This is a genomic window from Paenibacillus sp. Soil724D2, assembly GCF_001427935.1.
GTDB lineage: Bacteria > Bacillota > Bacilli > Paenibacillales > NBRC-103111 > Paenibacillus_E.
Genome location: NZ_LMRY01000003.1, coordinates 150,541 through 170,117 on the forward strand (window position 1 = coordinate 150,541; position 19,577 = coordinate 170,117).

A 19,577-nucleotide genomic window follows, 5' to 3' on the forward strand; every position below is an offset into this window, starting at 1 on the left:
TGGTATCATCCCATCCCCTGCGCTTGAATCCCCATACCTTAGAAGGAGGAGGGAGTATGATGAATCATACAACTCAAAACACGAAATCCGACTTTCGTCATTTAACATACTCTCATGCTCCTGATTATTCGGAGATGTATCTCCATCATAAGCTTTGGAATTATTTCCACGAAAAACAAATCGAGACTCGTTTGCGCTCTTGGACCAAAGCCGCTAAAGGAGATTATTTCCGTCAGCCGCTGGATTGGAAGCTTGTCGAGGGCAATCTCGTCGTTCAGCTTTGTCCATTACCAGAAGGCTATTTGCCGTTTTCACATATAGAAAAAGCTGCTTTAAGTGATGAATCCAAAGGAAAATTGCTGATCTCCATTTGTAGAGCGCTTTCCATTTTGCATGAAGAGCAGTTTTATATGGGCTTCTTGCTGCCAGAGCAGCTTTTTTTCAATCCACATACGTTAACGATTATCATTGATGTCCAGCCCTTCCCTTCCGCTATCGAATTTATTAATCATTTATTGACGGACTTTTCATTTACTTCATTTCCACGTTATGCACGGCGATTTCTTCTTTCCCGAGCTGCTGATTTTGAAGCTATCCATCTACTGATTCATACAATCTATGGCTCCGATTCCGTGCCAAATAACCTGCAGCAATTATCAGAGGGTCTGCGTACTGAGCCAGAAACTATGTTATTCGCAGATGAGATTGCCGATATCATTCGAGCAGCCTTTCAACTGCCTGAGCAGGTGCAACCGCTTATTTACCATAGCAGCCCACAATGGCTGCACCCTGCCGCTGCGCCAATTACGCAAGAGCATCAAAAGCTTTTTCGTTATTTTTTACAGTCAAATAAGAAACGTTTATTAGGGCTCGTTTGTGAGGATGAGGCTATTCGATTTGATGTTTACACTCAGAATGTCAATGAGATGTTAGAAAGAGGCTATTTCTTCAAGATTGTCTCACAAGGACTTCCTTACTCAACCTTGCGTGAAGTGGTCTCCCGAACCTTACATCTGGCTTATGGCTTATTTCCTGAATCAATTACCATGCTGAGGAATCTTTCTCGTAAATTTGACCAGCTTCTTAAAAAGCACTATGAAGGCGACGATATCCTTTATTTGCTAACCGAGTGGTTGTATCAATTTTTATCTTCCGTAATCCCGATGTTCCCTGTTCAAAACATGTTCTATATTCTTGAAAACTGCGAACACTTCGATGAAGATTCCCAGCTTATTCTCCTCAACTTTTGGCGGGAGCATGGCCACGAGATGACCGGATTGCACGTAATTTTCAGCGGCAGCAAGATACCTTCTCAATTCACTGGCCTTACCTTTCAAACGCTTGAAATCCATCATTCGGACCTAGCGATCTATGAACAGCTGTTGTCTTCACAATTTGGACGAGCTGATTCCACCTTAATATCCGAGTTGAAAAATTGGTTTTATGAGCAAAAAATCAACTTCAGTCACTGCCGCATCATTTTGGAGGAGCTTATTCTATCCGGAAGTATTCATCTAACCAACAAGGGCTGGAACAAAACAACTTCATTCCATCTTGATTATGAAAAGCTTCACTCTCTTCACTTGTTTTCTAAGCGCATCTCACTTTTGGACCAAGAGGAAATAGAGCTATTACGGCTCCTATGCTGTTTGCCTATGCCAATAAGCGTGTTTTCCCTGTTTAAGGCTAACGAAGTGGATTTAGGGAACATCCTATCATCGGTTACGAAGTTGGCAGAGCTTGGACTTGTTCATGTCAGTCACAATGATAGCTTATTTATCTCAACAGAAATTACCGAATTGGTCTTGCAGCAGCTGCCGGCAGTTCAACTAATGTCTTACTACCAAAAAGCTCTGGTCTACCAGCAGCAATTCCGTCCACTTGGTTTACCTCAACTTATCACACTGTCCAGCCAAGCGAGTGAGTATAAAGTAGAGTATTATTTGCTTTTAAAATATTATAAACAAATCCGTTCCCTCCTCTCTTATGGGCAAAAGGTTGAATTATTAGAACGCATTAAATATTTATATGAAAAATTGGGAAGACCTTATCTCATTTTCCTAGACAGATTGCTAAGTAGAATGTATTTACTGCTTAACCAATTTGCTCTTTCCGAACAATTGGCACTAACCGTATACGAACGAACAGGTAAAATCACGGATCGCTTCGGGTGGATATATATACGCATCTTGCAAAATGATTTGGATGTTTATATTTTACGTGAGCAGCTGTTCCCCTTTATTTTCGATGAAAGTCAGGCATTAGAAGACCGGGTACGGGCTGCATTTCTACTCAACACCAGTAATCTCTGTTTCCCTCTACAGGATGAAGAGGTGCGTAAGCTTCATGACTTCTATACCGATTTCGTCTATCCAAAGAGAAATTTGCTTTCGCTTCGCCATTTTGCGGAAATCACGAACTATTATACGATAAATATGTTGATTCATTTTCCTGAAACCGAGGAGTGGGCTTTATCCATTGCAGCTAAGTTAGAACCGCTTTTGGAAACGTCACCTCATACGGACCTCATGCTCCGTCTTTATGATTTATATTCTTATCAGAGCAACAATAAGCTGATCAATACATACGTATATCGCGGGATTGAAGGTGCCAAGCGCTCTGGCTACACGATCAAGGAACAAGTAGGCCATCTGAATGCCATGGAGTTTTCATTAAATCAAGGAGACTTGGCCAGCTACCACTATCACAAAGAACGTGTCCTGCAGGTTGACGAATTGCGGCGCAAGGATTTGGCCGAGACTTATTTAACGAATCAGTTGTTATACGCACTTGAATGGGAGCAGTGGGAACTGTTTCAAGAACTTGAAACCCTCCTGTTCGAGCAGCAAATCACAGAGTCGAGTTTGGCTTTACTGTCCGTTTTTCAAGGTTATGTCGCCTTCCGTCAAAATCGACCAATCACCATCCCGGGCTTTTTGAAACATGAGAACACCTCGTTCTTCTTGGACGCACTTTTCCAATCTAGGGAGGGAAATCTGGAGCTAGCCTGCAAGCTTTTTGAACAATTTATTTCGAAAAATAACTCAGGCATGTATGCTGGTTGGGCTTATCGAGAGTTGCTTACGCTCCTCCTAGAACTTCGCTCGGAGAATATGGGGATTTGGTTCGAAAACTTTGAAGCTTATCTCAAACGATGCTCTTTTGACATCTTTTGGCCTGATTATTATCGACTTTCGGCAGAGAGGTCCATGTATGAGGGCGATGTTCAAAATGCGATGCTTTACTTGCGACGGGCGTTAAATGGTTATCAGATTATTCAAAAGGAAACTTGGCGTCCCTACTTGACCGCTTGCATGGAACGGGTTATTCGGCCCACCTTTGCCCCGGCATCACCTGCTATTATGCAGGATGATTTTGTTCAAAAAATGATTGCGGACCGCGAGCAATGGTTGCTCCTGTCCTTGGATTTACAAATCATTATCGAACTCAGTGAACAGGTTACCGAAACTTTGGATCTAATGACAACGATGCAGAGGCTAACCAAGGCACTTTTTGACTACTTCCCAGTGATTCAACTGGCCATCACTTACAAACTGCTGCATTATAAACACAAGGTTTTCGTTACAGCTTCGGGTCTAAGAGACCACGATGAATTGATTGCCTATCAAAGCCGAAGTGAAGATAGCTGGGCACATACTTTCACTCTCTTTCAACGAGGTGATCAAGCTATTACGCTCCAGGTTTTTGTAGATGGTATGACTAAAACAAAGCTTCAACATATGGAGCATTTTCTTTCTTTCATCAAACCGCATATTATCAACGTTCTCTTGCATAGGGAGATGGTGATTGATAACCTGACCGGCTTTTATTTACGCGGTTATTTCATGGAAAAGCTGAGGGAAGAATTCGATCTCTCTAGACGTTATAACCTCGACTTATCCGTGATCATGATCGACGTCGATAATTTCCGCAGGGTCAATGAGTTCGGACACCCGGAAGGGGACCGAGTTTTACGAGAAATCGCGGATATTTTCCGGTTTAATCTAAGAAAAAGTGACATCGCTGGACGTTATGGTGGTGAGGAACTTATTCTAATTTTACCTAAAACGGATGGGAAGGAAGCCCTCAAGATTGCCCATCAGCTGAGAGGCGAAATTGAGAGAGAATTTGCCTTCGGGCGCCCTTACCAAATCACCGTCAGTGTGGGCGTATCTTCCCTAGAGCTCTGCAGTCCAACTTCGATAGAGGAACTGATTGAACAGGCCGATACGGCGGAGATTACTGCGAAGCAGACGGGGAAGAATAAGGTTGTTGCGGCTTGGGATCTGAATTGAAATCAAGCAAAAAAAGACCTTTCACAAGCGAACTTGTGAAGGGTCTTTTTTTTCTATTAGTGAAAGCTTGGTGTATTACGAGGCTCCTACTGATATTTGTCGGTTAATTTTTCTATAGGCCTCACCCAACTAGGAAGAGGAGCTTTTTTGTATTTAATAGTACCCTCCACTTCTAACACCATTTCACCATCCAAATTACTGTTATCTATCACAAATAGATGGTCAATCAATTCGAGATGCTTTAGCAAATTTTGAATAGAGGTAACGTGCCGTTTCAAAATATCTGATGAAGGGATGTGATGTCCACCATTTCGAACTCGTGCCGCTACCCTTTCGATGTTCAATTTCGGGTCACCCAGTCCAACATAAAACATTGTAACCAGAAACCCATTTTGCTTAGCTTCCTGCATTTGACGAAGTACATGACCGCCAGATAGAGTGGTTTCGATGGAGAAATCACGCTTATGAAGAATGCAGTCACGAGCTAAACGAATACTTTCTTTTCCGGCTGAAACCCTATAATTTTCGGGATTCACAGCGTCGATGCGCCTTGCTATTGAATCAGGGTCAATATTGACACTAACACCTAAGCGATCGATGATTAGATTTCGAATCGTGCTTTTTCCGCTTCCATTATTTCCAGCGAAAACATACATCACCGGTACTGGTTCAAGCACGCCCCGATTCCTCACCTTTTAAAAATTCTGTTATTCCGTTGGCATGTTCTTTAACGAGTTGATTTTGGTTATTCTTATATACTACATAGGTGCCATTCGCTTTGGCATCAATTTTAGCTCGTTCTCCTGTCATTCTGATCAGTTTTTTTAAAACCTCAGTTTGCTCCATTTAGGTACACCACCTTGTCTGGATTTTATTTAATTGTACCATAAGCATTAACATCAATGTAATCTGCAACAAAATGATCTTACATCATGTCACCCATTTAAATGTTGAGATTATTGTGTATCGCGGGAATGTGATTTTCTTTGATTCTAAAATAAAAAGACTCCCGAAGGAGCCTTTCAATAGAGCTATTTAATGGGCTGATGTAAAAAATTACATCATGCCGCCCATTCCACCCATGCCGCCCATGTCAGGCATGCCTGGTTTGTCTTTTTCTGGTTTGTCAGCGATAACAGCTTCTGTTGTAAGGAACATAGCTGCAACGGAAGCTGCGTTTTGAAGTGCGGAACGAGTTACTTTAGCAGGGTCAACGATACCTGCTTCGAACATGTTCACCCATTGGCCAGTTGCTGCGTTATAGCCGATGCCTACTTTTTCGTTCTTGAGGCGCTCAACAATTACGGAGCCTTCTTGACCAGCGTTAGCTGCGATTGTGCGAACTGGCTCTTCTAGGGAGCGCAGGATGATGTTAACGCCTGTTTGCTCGTCGCCAACAGCTACTACTTTAGCTACTGCGTTGTACACGTTAACTAGGGCTGTACCACCACCAGAAACGATACCTTCTTCAACAGCTGCACGAGTTGCGTTCAGAGCATCTTCGATACGAAGTTTGCGCTCTTTCAGCTCAGTTTCAGTTGCTGCGCCAACTTTGATAACAGCTACGCCGCCAGAAAGTTTAGCCAAACGCTCTTGCAGTTTTTCTTTATCGAAATCGGAAGTTGTTTCTTCCAATTGTGCGCGAATTTGAGTAACACGTGCGCCGATGTCTTTTTTGTCGCCAGCGCCATCAACGATGATTGTGTTCTCTTTAGTTACGCGGATTTGACGCGCGCTACCAAGTTGGTCAGGAGTCGTGGATTTCAGATCCAAACCAAGCTCTTCTGTAATCACTTGACCACCAGTTAGAGCAGCGATATCGCCAAGCATAGCTTTACGACGGTCACCGAAACCTGGAGCTTTAACAGCTACGCAAGTGAATGTGCCACGAAGTCTGTTAACAACAAGCGTTGCTTGAGCTTCGCCTTCAACATCTTCAGCAATGATCAGAAGTTGTTTACCGGATTGAACCACTTTTTCAAGAACAGGCAAGATTTCTTGGATGTTCGAGATTTTTTTGTCAGTGATCAGGATGTATGGGTTGTCGAGGACAGCTTCCATTTTATCCGTATCAGTGATCATGTATGGGGAAGTGTAACCACGGTCGAATTGCATACCTTCTACAACTTCTAGTTCAGTAAGGAATCCTTTGGATTCTTCAACTGTGATAACACCGTCTTTACCTACTTTTTCCATAGCTTCAGCGATCAATTCGCCTACTTCTTCGTCAGCAGCAGAGATTGCCGCTACTTGTGCGATGGATTGTTTGCCTTCGATTGGCTTCGCGATAGCTTGAAGCTCTTCTACAGCCGCTTTAACAGCTTTCTCGATACCTTTGCGGATAACCATTGGGTTAGCGCCTGCAGTTACGTTTTTCAGACCTTCACGGATCATAGCTTGTGCTAGAACCGTTGCAGTTGTTGTACCGTCACCAGCAACATCATTTGTTTTGGTAGCAACTTCTTTAACAAGTTGTGCTCCCATGTTTTCGAAAGCATCTTCAAGCTCGATTTCTTTCGCGATCGTAACACCGTCATTCGTGATCAACGGGCTGCCAAATTTTTTCTCAAGAACAACGTTACGGCCTTTAGGACCGAGGGTTACTTTTACAGCATTAGCTAAAGCATCTACCCCACGAAGCATCGCGCGGCGTGCGTCTTCACTGAACTTAATTTCTTTTGCCATGATAGGAAACCTCCTCTAATTTAGAACCTGTACATAGTAAGTAGTAATACGGAAAAACTAAATATACGTGTTGCCGATCTATATCCTGCTAAATTTAGGCTAATACAGCGAGAATGTCGCTTTCGCGCAAGATCAACAGTTCGCGGCCTTCGTATTTCACTTCAGTTCCAGCGTATTTGGAGAAAATGATGCGGTCGCCTTCGCTTACTTCAAGCGGAACACGTACGCCATCTTTCAACGCGCCTGCGCCTACGGCTACAACTTTACCTTCTTGTGGTTTTTCTTTAGCTGTATCTGGCAGCACGATGCCACTTGCTGTAGTCTCCTCTTTCGCAACGGCTTCAATGATTACTCGATCACCTAACGGTCTGATCATGGAAAAATAGCCTCCTTTAGAAAATTGGTAATGGGTGTATTCGGTTATTAGCACTCGAATGTGTTTAGTGCTAACAACAATTCTTATGATACTCATTCTGGGAGTAATTTGCAAGTCCTTTTACACATTTTTCATTCTTTTGGACACCCCCCTCATTCTACCCAAATGAAAAACAAATATTCCCTTCGAAAAAAGAAAAACAGCCTGCACGTTACGCAGACTGTTTTATCATTTAGGACCGAACTCCCGCTCCCACTCAGCATCCTTCGCCAACTGTTTGCGATAGATGAATCCAGACATAAAGACGCTAAATTCATACAAAACAATCAGCGGCAAAGCCACTAATATAGCCGATATCGCATCCGGCGGCGTGATAACCGTAGCTAAAATAACGAGCAGCATGTAAGCATATCTTCTGAACTTGTGCAGACGCTTCGGGTTCAAAAGACGAATCTTCGTGAGGAACATCACAACAATCGGCATCTCAAACACAATGGCCAATGGAAGAATGATGTTGAACATGAATGTAAAATATTGCGCCGCCCCATACATCTCTGTGATCTCGAGACTCCGGCTAATGGAGGAAGTAAAATAAAAAGCCATCGGAAAAACAACCCAATAACCGAAGGAAAGACCTACTAAAAATAGCAAAAACGCATAAGGAATATAAATGATCGAAGCCTTCTGCTCAGCCTCACGCAAGCCTGGCTTAACAAACGCCCATACATGATAAAGAATAACCGGGAGGGTAATTAGAATCCCTACGGCCAATCCAAAATTCATATACAAACGCAGGGCATCCCACGGGGAAAAAACGTTCCAACTGATGCTGTCAGCAGGCGGAATGTTTTTGAGGTAACGAATGATCGGCTTCGCGCAGATTAGTCCGCCTACCATCCCTATGACCAGGACGACCAGTACCCACATGATTCGTTTGCGCAGCTCACCAAGGTGCTCTACGAGTGACATTTCTTCGTTCGTTGTCATATTTCACCAACCTGATCTAGTGGATCAAACCTATACGGCTGAAGCACTTGTTATGCTGAAAAGAAAGCGGCTAGTCTGGTAGACGCCGCGTGTTGCTTGACGGCGTGATAGGCGTCGCCCTGGGGGTGCTTGTCGGTGCTGGTACCCCTGAGGAGGCAGGTGCTGCGTCCACAGAGGACACTGCTGCCGGCGAAGCAGGTGGTGCATCCGTCCGAGCAGGAGCCGCCGATGTGTCCGACTGTGCTTCCACAGCGGAGACTGCTGCCGGTGAGGCAGAAGGAACATCCGTTGGGATAACTGTAGGGACAGATGCTGCCGTTGCAGCAGACGAACCCGACTGTGCAGAAGAGGCGTCAACCGATGGCGTAAGAGCCGGTGCTGCTGCCATTGCCTGCTCGGGCTGGACAGCTGCATGGACAGCTTCAGACTCAGAAGTCGCGGAAGTGTCTGACTCCGCTACTTCTGGTGTAGCTGTACTCGGTTCGACAGCCATTTTGACTAATGAAGGAGCTGCCGTTACAAATGCCACTGCCGCTCTCTCGGAAGGAGAACCTGCTTCGACAGCGTTTGACGAGGCTGCTTCGCCTTGAGTCGAAACCTGCGGAGCAGGTTTGACCTGGGCTGCCGGCTTTGGCGCTTCCTCAGGCTCATCGTTCAGCAGGGCGTGAGCGCCTTTCTTAAAATCCCTGATCGTGCGCCCAAGCACGCGGCCAATTTCGGGCAGCTTCTGCGGTCCAAATAGGACAAGAGCAACGACTGCTATTAATAAGAGCTCGGTGAAACCGATATTTTGAAACATGGACTTCATCTCCATCATTTGTTGCGACATCAAATAAACCGTAAAACAAATTAGCAAACAGACAAATCGGCAACGAAGTCTCTAGTCTAGATAAGAAACAAATTCACCCAATTACATGCACAAAATGCAGTAAAATGTCCGAATGTGCTTTAAAAAGGAAGACGCTAGCTGTAGCATTAGCTAGCACTGATAAAACCCACCGTACCCCATCTCCGTAATGTCGCTGCGCACGATAGTCTCGCCCGCGCAAATCCGCGGGAGCAGCACATCAAAGGACGTGTACGGGTCGTGCATCACGCAACCCGGCAAGCCCATGATCGGCACATCGCCCAGATAGGCGATCATCAGCATCGAGCCCGGCAGCATCGGCGTGCCGTAGCTGACCACGCGGGCGCCGGCCTGCTTGATCGCACCCGGTGTGCGATCGTCCGGGTCCACGGACATGCCGCCCGTGACCAAAACCAGATCCACGCCCAGCGCTAGCAGCGCGTGGATCTCACCCACAATCGCTTCGCTGTCGTCCGACACGAACCGCTGGTCTACAACCTCGGAGCCGAGCTGCGCGACCTTCTCCTTCACAACCGGGCCGAATTTATCCTTGATTCGGCCCTTGAAGACCTCGCTGCCTGTCGTAATAACGCCGACGCGCAGCTTGCGAAACGGCTTCACCTCAAGCAAGGTGAAGCCCTCCTCACGTCGAGCGGCAGCCAGACGCTCGACCTCCATAACCTTCGCTTCGTCCACAATCAGCGGGATCACCCGCGTGCCGACTAGCGAAGCGCCTGCCTGAACGACCGTGTTGCTGCGAATCGTCGACAACACAACCTCATCGATGGCGTTCACGCTGTCGACGAACGCCTTATCGATCTTGATCAAGCCGTGAATCGCCGATTTCACGTTCACTTTGCCCTCGTGCGGCTCCGTCAGCGTGAGCCCATCCCCAGCAATCGCCCGCGCCATGCGCAGCGCAGCATCATCCTCATGCAGGTAGCCAGGCTGCAGCTCCATCACATAGATATGCTCTTTGCCGATGCTCAGAAGCGCAGGAATATCGGCCTCCGTCACCTGATGGCCTTTGCGAAACAGGCGCCCTTTGAACTCGCCAGGCAAAATCTGAGTCAGATCATGAGGCAAAATCATGCCGATGGCATCTTCGACTTTAACCTCGCGCAGCATGGATTCATGTTTGCTCATCCTTGGTCACCTTCTTGCTTGACCCCAATGCACTTCATAAGCGATAATTCAACACTCGCATCTTCACCTAACAAGGCTCTTGACTCGCTCACCCATGGTCACCTTCTTTGCCTGTCAGAATCCCTAACGCATGCGGAAGCTGATCGATAATCGCCATCAGATTCTCCTGCACGCCCTTGGGGCTGCCCGGCAAATTAATGATCAGCGTGCGCCCGCGAATGCCGGATACCGCTCTGGAAAGCATCGCTTTCCGCGTTTTTTGCATCGAAATCATCCGCATGGCTTCTGCAAAACCAGGCGCAACTCGATCAATCACATTGAGCGTTGCTTCGGGTGTCACATCTCGGGGGGCTAGTCCCGTTCCGCCAGTCGTTAAAATCAAATCTGCCTGATAATAATCCGTCATTTCTATTAATGAAGCCATGATTTCATCCATCTCATCCGGAACGACCCGGTATTCAATGATCTCGCCTTGAATTTCCTCTTCAATCAGCTCGCGGATTACCTGAGCGCTAGTGTCTTCTCGTTCTCCTCGGTAACCGCGGTCACTGGCTGTCAAAATCGCAACTTTCCAGTGCATCCTTCGTCACCTCTCCCTTGTTAACTGAATGAGATAACCCCACTAACCTGAGTGATCGTCGACTTTTATTTCTATGAAAAAAACTGCTTTATCTGTCTAGTCGCGTCACTGTCAACTATCTTGTCTGTGAAAATCCCCGTTCTTGCCGCCTGTTTTGAGGACAAGCAGCGTGGAGCTGATAATCATATCCTTCTCTACTGCTTTGCACATGTCGTAGACGGTTAACGCGGCGGCGGATACGGCAGTTAATGCCTCCATCTCAACGCCAGTTGGACCCGTCGTCCGGACAGTTGCTTCTATGTAAAGTTCATTGTTGCCATTATCAGCAAACTGAATATCAATGCCCGTCAGCGCAATCGGATGGCACATCGGAATCCAGTCTGACGTTTTTTTGGCGGCCATGATGCCAGCCACTTGCGCAACGGCGAGGACGTCGCCTTTTTTCATTTTACCCTGCCTAATTAAATCAAGTGTCTCGCTCTTCATAATTAAAGTGGAACGCGCAGTAGCCGTACGCTTCGTCTCTGTTTTGTCCGAAATGTCGACCATTCGTGCTCGTCCCTGCTCATTAAAATGGGTTAATGGGGAAGAATCGGGCAAAGCACTCACCTCTGTTTTAGGATTCTGATTTGAAGACCATTTTGCTCTCGGTAACGATCCCGTCAACTCGGAAATCATGCCAGGAAGAAGGAACCGCAGGAATCAATTGATTATCAAAAGCGGCCGCAACCGCAAATGGTCTCTTAAGCCCGCGCGCACCAAATAGCTGCATGAAGCGATCATAAAAACCGCCTCCATAACCTAATCTACCGAAATCCAAATCAAAAGCAAGCCCTGGCACTAAGATCATAGATAAGGTGGACAAATCGTGCTCAATCGGCACCTCGCTGCGAGGTTCTCTGATGCCCCATGCCCCGCTTTCCACATCTTCATAGCTGCTTATGACATGCAAATTCATTGTCTTCGTATCTGCTACAACCTTCGGCACAAGCACACGAATTCCCTGCTGCCAACACCATTCCATCAGAGGGGCAACATCCGGCTCAGACCGAAAAGGCATATAACTCATGATCGTAGGCGGGGCGGACGGTTCATTCTGTCCATGCACAAGAAGCCTATCGCTGCATAGTTTTTTTAATCTTTCATTTATGCGCTGCTGCTTCTCTTCACGTTCTTCAGACATGATGGAGGAGCGCAGTTCTTCCATTTCTTTGCGTAATTCGATTTTCCGCTCTCGGATGTTCATACTAGCTTCAGCCCTTCCCTAACGAGGAGTGGTTTCCCCCATTTTAACATAAACAAGGAAAAAAACTATACTCGCACCGAAGACCCCAGACGAATGAGCGTTATTACGGGAAAATGGTCCGAGAATATCGTCGGAATCGCCCATGAAGATTCGACATTCTTCCTATTTGTAAAGATGTAATCAATCCTTTTCCCATCCACAAATGTCGATTTCACATTATCTCGTAATGGCACATTGGTGAGCTTCGCTGTATCTATTTTTAACGGGATGGCGTCTAATTCCATATTAAAATCCCCCGCGATAACAAGTGGATCATCGTGTTTTGTTACCATTTCTGAAATACGCGCAAGTTGAAGGCTTCGATCCTCTTTGGAAAGACCCAAATGCGTGGTGGCTATTCGAACAAATTCAGAATTAACCTTGATTTTAACCTCTAACAGACTTCTAGTTTCCTTATTACCTGGAAGCAGCGTATAGCTGCTGTCCTCAATCGGATAACGGCTCAGAATCGCATTGCCATATTGCCCGGCCGTATAGATTAAACTAGGTGCAAAACGCATATCCATCCCAAGAAGCTCGGCCAATTCCTTCGCTTGATCCACATACCCGCTGCGCCAGCGATACCGATCCACTTCTTGCAAGGCGATGACGTCGGCTTTTTCATTTTGAATGAGATCAGCAATACGATGTATATTTACTCTACCATCTAAACCTTCACCGTGGTGGATATTAAACGTCATAATCGTGAATGCTGCTGGGGAAGTGGTTGAACTAGACGCGGGAATTGCAGATATGGCCTGCCTCCCAATGTCTGATGAGCTTGTTACTCTTTGACATAGTAATATCAACAGAAGCAGGGGCAAGAACGAATAGCCTATATACTTAGCATGCCTCAAAAGTACCATTTACCCATCCCCTACCCAATCTGATCTATGCAAAATTAAGCATACGATGCCCTCGCGCATGGTGTATACTAGTGAATTGATGGGATTTAAAAGCCAACGAACGGGCGGGCAAGATCAGGTCCTTTCATTAATAAGCAGGAGGTAGCAGCAGATGCTATTACAGGTTTCTAACATTTCCAAAAGCTATGGGGTACGTTCCGTACTCTCCAATATAACGCTTCAGATCGAAAACAGGGAACGGATCGGTTTAGTTGGCGTGAATGGCGCCGGTAAATCGACACTGCTCCAAATTATTGCCGGCGAAATGTCCTATGACAGCGGCGACTTATTCAAAGCGAAGGAAACGAAAATCGGCTATTTGAAGCAAAACAGCGGACTGCAAACGGACAAGTCTATCTGGAACGAGCTGCTCAGCGTGTTTAGTTCCTTGCTCGAGACAGAGCGAGAACTTCGAGAGCTTGAAGCGTTAATGGCAGATCCTGAATTAATCTCGGACGAAAAAAAGTACGAAACTACGATGAATCGTTATGCTCAACGCTCCGAATGGTTTCGTGAACATGGCGGCTATGAAATTGAAGCGAAAATCCGCGGCATTTTGCACGGGATGGGCTTCGGTCAATTTCCTCCGGATACGTTAGTTAAAACGCTTAGCGGCGGTCAGAAAACAAGGCTTGCCCTTGCTAAAATGCTTCTCGAAGAACCCGATCTGCTCATGCTCGATGAGCCGACAAACCATTTGGACATTCCGACGCTAACTTGGCTGGAAGGTTATTTACGCGGCTATCCTGGCGCTATACTGGTGGTATCTCATGACCGTTTCTTCCTGGATGCTTTGGTGACTTCTATATATGAAATAGAGCGAAATGCTTCCAAGCGATATACCGGAAACTACTCCCGATTCATCGAGATTAAAGAAGCTAATTATGAGATCGAAATGAAGCAGTTCGAAAAGCAGCAGGATGAAATTGCGAAGCTGGAGGATTTTGTTCAGCGCAACATTGTGCGTGCTTCCACGACGAAGAGAGCGCAGAGCCGCCGCAAGCAGCTGGAAAAAATGGATCGACTCGATAAGCCGATGGGGGATCTGAAGCGGGCTTCGTTTTCTTTTGAAATCGAGCAGACCTCCGGCAAGGAAGTGCTGCAGGTTGATCGTTTGGCGCTTTCCTATGATGGAAAGAACCGATTGCTGGATGGCGTGTCCTTCCAGCTTCGTCGTTCGGAAACCGCTGCGCTCATTGGACCTAACGGTGTGGGTAAGTCCACCTTGCTCAAAACATTAATTGGTCAACACAAACAAGACGCAGGCACCTTCAAGTGGGGAGCGGGCGTCACAATTGGCTATTACGATCAAGAGCAAACGGGACTGACCCCGACCAACAACGTGCTTGAGGAAGTGTGGAACACGTATCCGCATCTGGAAGAAGCGCGCATTCGCACGGTACTCGGGAGCTTTCTTTTTAGCGGCGAAGATGTTTTCAAAAAAGTTGCTGCCTTAAGCGGCGGTGAAAAGGCCCGTGTAGCCTTAGCCAAGCTGATGCTGCAAAAAGCGAATGTTTTGATCCTAGATGAGCCTACCAACCATTTGGATTTGTATAGTAAAGAGGTTTTGGAATCGGCCTTGATGGATTACGAGGGTACTCTCCTCTTCATCTCCCATGACCGTTACTTCCTGAACAAGATGGCTGAGAGCATGCTGGATCTGCAGAAGGATGGGTTAACGAGCTATCTTGGCAACTACGACGATTACGTGGAGAAAAAGGCCGAGCTCGCCGAGATGGAAGCGAAGCGTCTGGCCAAAGAAGCGGAGAAGAAGGCCGCTGGAGGCAGCGGTTCGGCTGGGAAGAGTGAACCCGCGAGTGGCGGTGGGTACGAAGCGGACAAGCTGGCGAAACGCGAAGAACGCAGCCGTCAGCGTAAGCTGGAGCAGCTGGAGCTCGACATCGCTCGGCTGGAAGACGAAGTGTTGGCCTTGGAGGCGGAGCTTGCTGACCCAGCTGTGTACAACAACTATGTGCTCGTTCAAGAGAAGACCGCTGCGGTTGATGAGCGTAAGAGTTCGCTCGCTGCTTGTTATGAGGAGTGGGAGACGCTTCTCGCATAGAAAGATAGATATTTATCGGTTCATACAAACAGAGGCTGTCCTAAAAGTAGATTGTGAACTGATCTACTTGAAGGCAGCCCCTTTTCATCTATGAGACTTTTGAACCAATAGAAATCGTAATTTCATTGGATTATTCCAATGAAATGGACCCTCTGCGGGCCTATTGTGTAATTTCATTGGAGACTAGAGACTTGTCGATTGATTCATTATGTCTCTCAACAAAACTCCAAAATTCGATTTTAGAGTCAATCAGCTTTCGTTAGGGCAAATGGGCTACAGTGGCTACCAATGTTGTATTTCATACAACAATTCACACGACAAAGGGTTATTTTTTAAGTTGAAGTTGCAGTTTGTACAACATTTTGAGCCCATTTGTTGCGAAATGGCCTGTATTGGACCAAATTGTTGTACTTGATGCAACAACTAATGGATCATTCAACCGCGAATATGAACTCGTTCATCCAGCAACCGCAACCCAGCATGTAGGACAATTGATCCCGATGAAGGATACCTTAATTTAGAGCAAAATTTGATGAATTAATCGACGGTCTCGATTATCCAACGAAATAGACCTTCGGGGGCCAATTGCATAAGGAGGGGGTCCGTCTTCTTTTCCTTGCCAATAACCAGCTCCAGAAATCACCCGCAGACATCAAAAAAAGGAGTTAAGCCTATTTAAACTGCTTAACTCCTTTTTTAATGGTACTTTTGGGACAGCATGCAGCACTTCACTTCAGTCAGACATGGTTTAGAAACGGTTTATTGGGCAAAAAGTGACTGGTTCGGATATGGCGAATCGTTTTTGTTTTTGCCCGCATGACGATAGATTGCGTTTCGGCACGATGCCCTGGTAAAAACAGCACCCCGCCTAAAAAATCTCCAGGTGTTATGCCCGTTGCTGCGAAAATGACATCGCCGTCCCCAACCATTTCTTCCATCGATAATATCTTTAGCGGGTCATGCAGCCCCATTTCCCGGCAACGCTGCTCTTCTACCGGAGAAGACGGCATTAATCGGCCTTGAATTTCACCGCCGAGACATGATAATGCCGCTGCGGCAAGCACTCCCTCCGGCGCACCCCCGGAGCCTACATATAGATCAACGCCTGACTCAGGAAAGGCCGGCGCCATAGCCCCGGCAACGTCTCCGTCACTGAGAAGCTTGATACGTACCCCTAATCTACGCAGCGTCTCCATATGTTCGGCATGCCTTTCCCGATCCAAAATAGAAACTGTTAATTCTGATATTGATTTATTTAAAATTTGGGAAGCCTTGAGCAATGTTGTTTCTAATGGCTCTGATAATCGCAGACGTCCTTTTAACAGAGGTCCGCAAGCGAGTTTCTCCATATAGATATCCGGAGCATGCAGCAAATTCCCCTTGCTCGCAACAGCGACAACAGCCAAAGCGTTGTTGATTCCCTTCGCCACTAGTTCCGTTCCTTCCAAGGGATCGACTGCAATGTCAACCTCTGGGCCGTCTTGATTGCCTACCTGCTCCCCAATATACAACATAGGGGCTTCGTCCATCTCCCCTTCTCCGATAACGACGGTGCCTTTGATAGACACAGAGTCGAACATAGCCCTCATTGCCGAAGTAGCGGCCCCGTCTGCATTATGCTTATCGCCTCTTCCCATCCATTTGGAAGCTGCCAATGCGGCAAGCTCCGTGACCCTCACGATTTCTAATGCAAGTTCTCTTTCGATACCGAATTCCTCCCTTACATAACTAAACTGTGAAGCAAAACAATGCCAGATGAAACGAAGGACAAGGGGCAATCGAGGCAACGATGCCTGCTGATGTTGCAATAGCGACAGTGGAATATCCAACAGCAGCTCGCCGGCGATTACAACGGCCAATTTTTATTAAAGCCGCCGCCTGCTCCTATTATTAGTATAATGGAAGCGAAAGGTCCCAGACAATCATTTGTAAACTTTACAGCTCATTCGAGCTGCTTTTGCTTTGCCGTATGACGTGCTGCCTCTGGATATGAAAGCTCCTGCAATCGCAGGAGCTGCATCGGTACAGCGACGAAAATGATCAACGTCGCAGCTGCAACAATGCCGGAGTCGTTAAGCAGCAGCGCTGCGATGGCTCCGATCATATTGGCCGAGAACCCGTACATCCAATACGGGTATTTGTTCTGCCACAAGCGAAGACGACCGCGGGGACGGAGCACAAGGACAGCCATCACGATGAGGCTGGTGATGAGCACTTTGCTCCACACGGATGCACGAAGCAAGTGCACGTTCATCCGCAGCTTGCGCTCGATCAGCTGTCCGATCTGATCGAAGTGCCCGGCGTGCAGCGCGTGAAACGCACGCCCGACATGGCTCTCCCGCGCGAATGCCGCGGGAGAATCGGCGCTGTTGAGCAGCCACAGCGCCCCAAGCCCCAGCGCGAGCAGCGCCGACAGCAGGGCTGCGCCCCTGCCTAGGCGCAGCTCGCGCCAGCGTTCGCCGGCGAAGCAATGCGCGCCGGCTACGCCGAAGGCGACCGCGGCGCTCAAGGCGCCGCCCGCGTTCGCGCCGAGTGACGGTGCTGCCAGGCAGGCCGTCACGAGCAAGAACGCCCCGCACGCGAGCAGCGCGGGCTGTATTTTCCCATGACGGCGCTGCAAAGCAGCCGTCACGCCAAGAACGAGGGCGCCGATCAAGACGCCCATGTACTCATTCCCGATGCCGTAGTAGCGGGCGCCGATCATCGGATCATAACCCAGAATGGAATACTTCATGGCATGGGCCCCTGTACTGCCATCCAGCGTTATGATCAACGCGTTTCCAAGACCAAGCCAGATCATGGCTGTGGATAGGTGGCATTTTTCCATAACAGCAGAGATTAGCAGCGTGCACACAATAAAAATGGCAATCAGCACCCGCATCGTGCCTTCAATCCCTATTTTTGTTGTCAGAGGAACAACCAACCAGCCCATCAACAGCATAACGGCAGGCGCCGTTAGCAACGAGAAGAGCAGCATACGCACACTTTTGAGCCAAGGCACAGTCCTTTCTTCGAGATATCCAGGGTCTGTCCGTCTTTTTTTTATCCACAGACCATACATCAAACTCAAGAGCAATACGAGCATTTCATAAGTAACAAACGGATATAGCAACAGCGGCCTACTGCGGTAAATCACCTGCATGCTGCTCTGTTCCCTGACAAGCCCAGCAAGAACGTCATTTCCCCCCATATAGGATAAAGGAATGCCCACCAGCCCACTCGGTACCGGGATGCTGAACTCTTTTAGCAGCGAACTTGTGAAATCTTGAGCCGTAACAACACCTTGCCTGCGAGTAGATTCAGAAACTAATATTGCTCCTCTGCTGTCGGCCGTGTAATGAAGGATAGGTGATAGATAGGCCTTGGCTCTTGCCGCCTCACTATTCACTTCCGGAGAGAAAATCCACAAGCTTTCATCTTCCGCCATTCCTGCCACCACTTGCCCTAACCATTGATCCATTTCCCTCAATACTTGTCCTTTTAACTGCGTGAAACGATCCTCGTTGTAATGCTCTTTATCCATGTAAAGTCTGTACAAATCACCTAATTCGATTAGTGTAATGCTGGGCAGCTTCCTTTTTTCCCACAAAGAAAGCAGTTGTGCATAATGGGTACTAACACCGTATGGTCTGTCCACAACCACAGTTAAGATATCATCTCCGAGTGCACCTTTATCCACAAAGCCATTGGAATCCATCAGCATGAGCGGACTGTAGCGCCGCAATTTCTTTTCTTCGATGCCTGATCTCTTCCCTAAATCACTGCTTCCCAGCACGGAACGATATACACCATACTCCTTCAACAATTCCCCTAGGGTGCCTGGTTCATAAGCTTGGTTCTCATTAGCCCTCTGCAGCAATGTGATGTCAGGCACCAGTACGGCGTCAGCTTCAACCGACTTTTCTTCCTGGCAGCAGCCTGTGTAACGATTCATAAGTTCGGAAAAGCGTATACCTTGCCTTGTTTCTTTTGCAGCAAAAGCCTGCACTTCTGCGATTCCTACGGAAGGTGCTCCTGCTCCCAATGAGACATACACATCTCTCATCGTTCGGCTCGATGTGCGAATGTTCATAGCTCCAACTGCACTTATCTCCGTCAGCCGCCGTAAATGGGGCAGCTCCATAGGTTGATCGGGCCGAAGCTCCATGAACGATAAACCCGGTATTGAAACCACCGTTACGTGCTTGGACTTTACTTCATTGTGGATGGATGGGTCGAAACCAGCTGCTGTTCCCTCCGCACTTGTGGACAACTCTAACAATAAAGTCAAGATACCCACAAAAATGCCTGCTATTTTTAATTTCAAGTGTATTCACCCACTGTTTTTGCTTTTAGCATTTTCATCCAAGAGAAAAGCTATCCACTGCCGGATTGTTCCGATAATTTAAAGTGAGATGATTTTATGCCCA

General features: G+C 47.1%; 15 protein-coding genes. 2 read left to right on the forward strand and 13 right to left on the reverse strand.

Annotated features, from left to right (window positions below; genetic code table 11):
* Positions 1-56: 56 nt before the first annotated feature.
* Positions 57-4,295 (forward strand): sensor domain-containing diguanylate cyclase, encoded by a 4,239-nt coding sequence (locus tag ASG85_RS05640; RefSeq protein WP_060645606.1) that lies wholly within the window; start codon positions 57-59, stop codon positions 4,293-4,295.
* An 86-nt stretch (positions 4,296-4,381) separates the two neighbouring features.
* Here the strand turns inward: ASG85_RS05640 and ASG85_RS05645 are convergent, their stop codons facing one another.
* From ASG85_RS05645 to ASG85_RS05690, 11 genes are all read right to left on the reverse strand, one after another.
* Complete coding sequence (locus ASG85_RS05645; RefSeq protein WP_156396439.1) at positions 4,382-4,951, reverse strand: zeta toxin family protein; 570 nt, start codon at positions 4,949-4,951, stop codon at positions 4,382-4,384.
* Between the two features lie 13 nt (positions 4,952-4,964).
* Positions 4,965-5,141 carry a hypothetical protein gene (locus ASG85_RS38715; RefSeq protein WP_164484152.1) on the reverse strand — a complete coding sequence of 59 codons (177 nt, stop codon included), beginning with the start codon at positions 5,139-5,141 and terminating at the stop codon, positions 4,965-4,967.
* 210 nt (positions 5,142-5,351) lie between these two features.
* Positions 5,352-6,980: a chaperonin GroEL gene (gene groL, locus ASG85_RS05650; protein WP_056830967.1), complete on the reverse strand. Its 1,629-nt coding sequence runs from the start codon at positions 6,978-6,980 to the stop codon at positions 5,352-5,354.
* A gap of 94 nt (positions 6,981-7,074) precedes the next feature.
* Positions 7,075-7,356, reverse strand: coding sequence for a co-chaperone GroES (groES, locus tag ASG85_RS05655; protein ID WP_028553854.1), 282 nt, complete (start codon positions 7,354-7,356; stop codon positions 7,075-7,077).
* A gap of 228 nt (positions 7,357-7,584) precedes the next feature.
* A complete protein-coding gene (gene tatC, locus ASG85_RS05660) occupies positions 7,585-8,343 on the reverse strand; it encodes a twin-arginine translocase subunit TatC (RefSeq protein ID WP_060645608.1) in 759 nt (252 codons plus the stop codon).
* Positions 8,344-8,413: 70 nt separating this feature from the next.
* Positions 8,414-9,142, reverse strand: a complete 729-nt coding sequence (tatA, locus tag ASG85_RS39705; RefSeq protein ID WP_063860169.1) for a twin-arginine translocase TatA/TatE family subunit — start codon at positions 9,140-9,142, stop codon at positions 8,414-8,416.
* Between the two features lie 180 nt (positions 9,143-9,322).
* Positions 9,323-10,336: a molybdopterin-binding protein gene (locus ASG85_RS05670; protein WP_060645609.1), complete on the reverse strand. Its 1,014-nt coding sequence runs from the start codon at positions 10,334-10,336 to the stop codon at positions 9,323-9,325.
* Positions 10,337-10,424: 88 nt separating this feature from the next.
* Positions 10,425-10,916, reverse strand: coding sequence for a molybdenum cofactor biosynthesis protein B (locus ASG85_RS05675; protein WP_029197035.1), 492 nt, complete (start codon positions 10,914-10,916; stop codon positions 10,425-10,427).
* 111 nt (positions 10,917-11,027) lie between these two features.
* Positions 11,028-11,516, reverse strand: coding sequence for a cyclic pyranopterin monophosphate synthase MoaC (moaC, locus tag ASG85_RS05680; RefSeq protein WP_268796095.1), 489 nt, complete (start codon positions 11,514-11,516; stop codon positions 11,028-11,030).
* A gap of 16 nt (positions 11,517-11,532) precedes the next feature.
* Positions 11,533-12,162, reverse strand: a complete 630-nt coding sequence (locus ASG85_RS05685; RefSeq protein WP_060645611.1) for a 5-formyltetrahydrofolate cyclo-ligase — start codon at positions 12,160-12,162, stop codon at positions 11,533-11,535.
* 65 nt (positions 12,163-12,227) lie between these two features.
* Entirely contained in the window at positions 12,228-13,067 is an 840-nt protein-coding gene (locus ASG85_RS05690) for an endonuclease/exonuclease/phosphatase family protein (RefSeq protein WP_082587980.1), read from the reverse strand.
* Between the two features lie 151 nt (positions 13,068-13,218).
* Here ASG85_RS05690 and abc-f point away from each other — a divergent pair, with 151 nt between their 5' ends.
* Positions 13,219-15,168, forward strand: coding sequence for a ribosomal protection-like ABC-F family protein (abc-f, locus tag ASG85_RS05695; RefSeq protein WP_060645613.1), 1,950 nt, complete (start codon positions 13,219-13,221; stop codon positions 15,166-15,168).
* A 737-nt stretch (positions 15,169-15,905) separates the two neighbouring features.
* Here abc-f and glpX read toward each other — a convergent pair.
* Both glpX and ASG85_RS05705 read right to left on the reverse strand, forming a co-directional pair.
* The gene (gene glpX / locus ASG85_RS05700) at positions 15,906-16,874 is read right to left on the reverse strand and encodes a class II fructose-bisphosphatase (protein WP_057305118.1); all 969 of its coding nucleotides are present in this window, start codon (positions 16,872-16,874) and stop codon (positions 15,906-15,908) included.
* 236 nt (positions 16,875-17,110) lie between these two features.
* On the reverse strand, positions 17,111-19,474 hold the full coding sequence (locus ASG85_RS05705) for a hypothetical protein (protein WP_060645614.1): 2,364 nt from the start codon (positions 19,472-19,474) through the stop codon (positions 17,111-17,113).
* Positions 19,475-19,577: the final 103 nt, after the last annotated feature.

Coding starts and splice junctions, on each gene's coding strand:
- tatC (WP_060645608.1), bottom strand. CDS start 8,343: ATGACAACGAACGAAGAAATGTCACTCGTAGAGCACCTTGGTGAGCTG.
- ASG85_RS05670 (WP_060645609.1), bottom strand. CDS start 10,336: ATGAGCAAACATGAATCCATGCTGCGCGAGGTTAAAGTCGAAGATGCC.
- ASG85_RS05640 (WP_060645606.1), top strand. CDS start 57: ATGATGAATCATACAACTCAAAACACGAAATCCGACTTTCGTCATTTA.
- abc-f (WP_060645613.1), top strand. CDS start 13,219: ATGCTATTACAGGTTTCTAACATTTCCAAAAGCTATGGGGTACGTTCC.
- groES (WP_028553854.1), bottom strand. CDS start 7,356: ATGATCAGACCGTTAGGTGATCGAGTAATCATTGAAGCCGTTGCGAAA.
- ASG85_RS05645 (WP_156396439.1), bottom strand. CDS start 4,951: ATGTATGTTTTCGCTGGAAATAATGGAAGCGGAAAAAGCACGATTCGA.
- ASG85_RS05675 (WP_029197035.1), bottom strand. CDS start 10,916: ATGCACTGGAAAGTTGCGATTTTGACAGCCAGTGACCGCGGTTACCGA.
- ASG85_RS05690 (WP_082587980.1), bottom strand. CDS start 13,067: ATGGTACTTTTGAGGCATGCTAAGTATATAGGCTATTCGTTCTTGCCC.
- groL (WP_056830967.1), bottom strand. CDS start 6,980: ATGGCAAAAGAAATTAAGTTCAGTGAAGACGCACGCCGCGCGATGCTT.
- tatA (WP_063860169.1), bottom strand. CDS start 9,142: ATGTTTCAAAATATCGGTTTCACCGAGCTCTTATTAATAGCAGTCGTT.
- ASG85_RS05685 (WP_060645611.1), bottom strand. CDS start 12,162: ATGAACATCCGAGAGCGGAAAATCGAATTACGCAAAGAAATGGAAGAA.
- ASG85_RS38715 (WP_164484152.1), bottom strand. CDS start 5,141: ATGGAGCAAACTGAGGTTTTAAAAAAACTGATCAGAATGACAGGAGAA.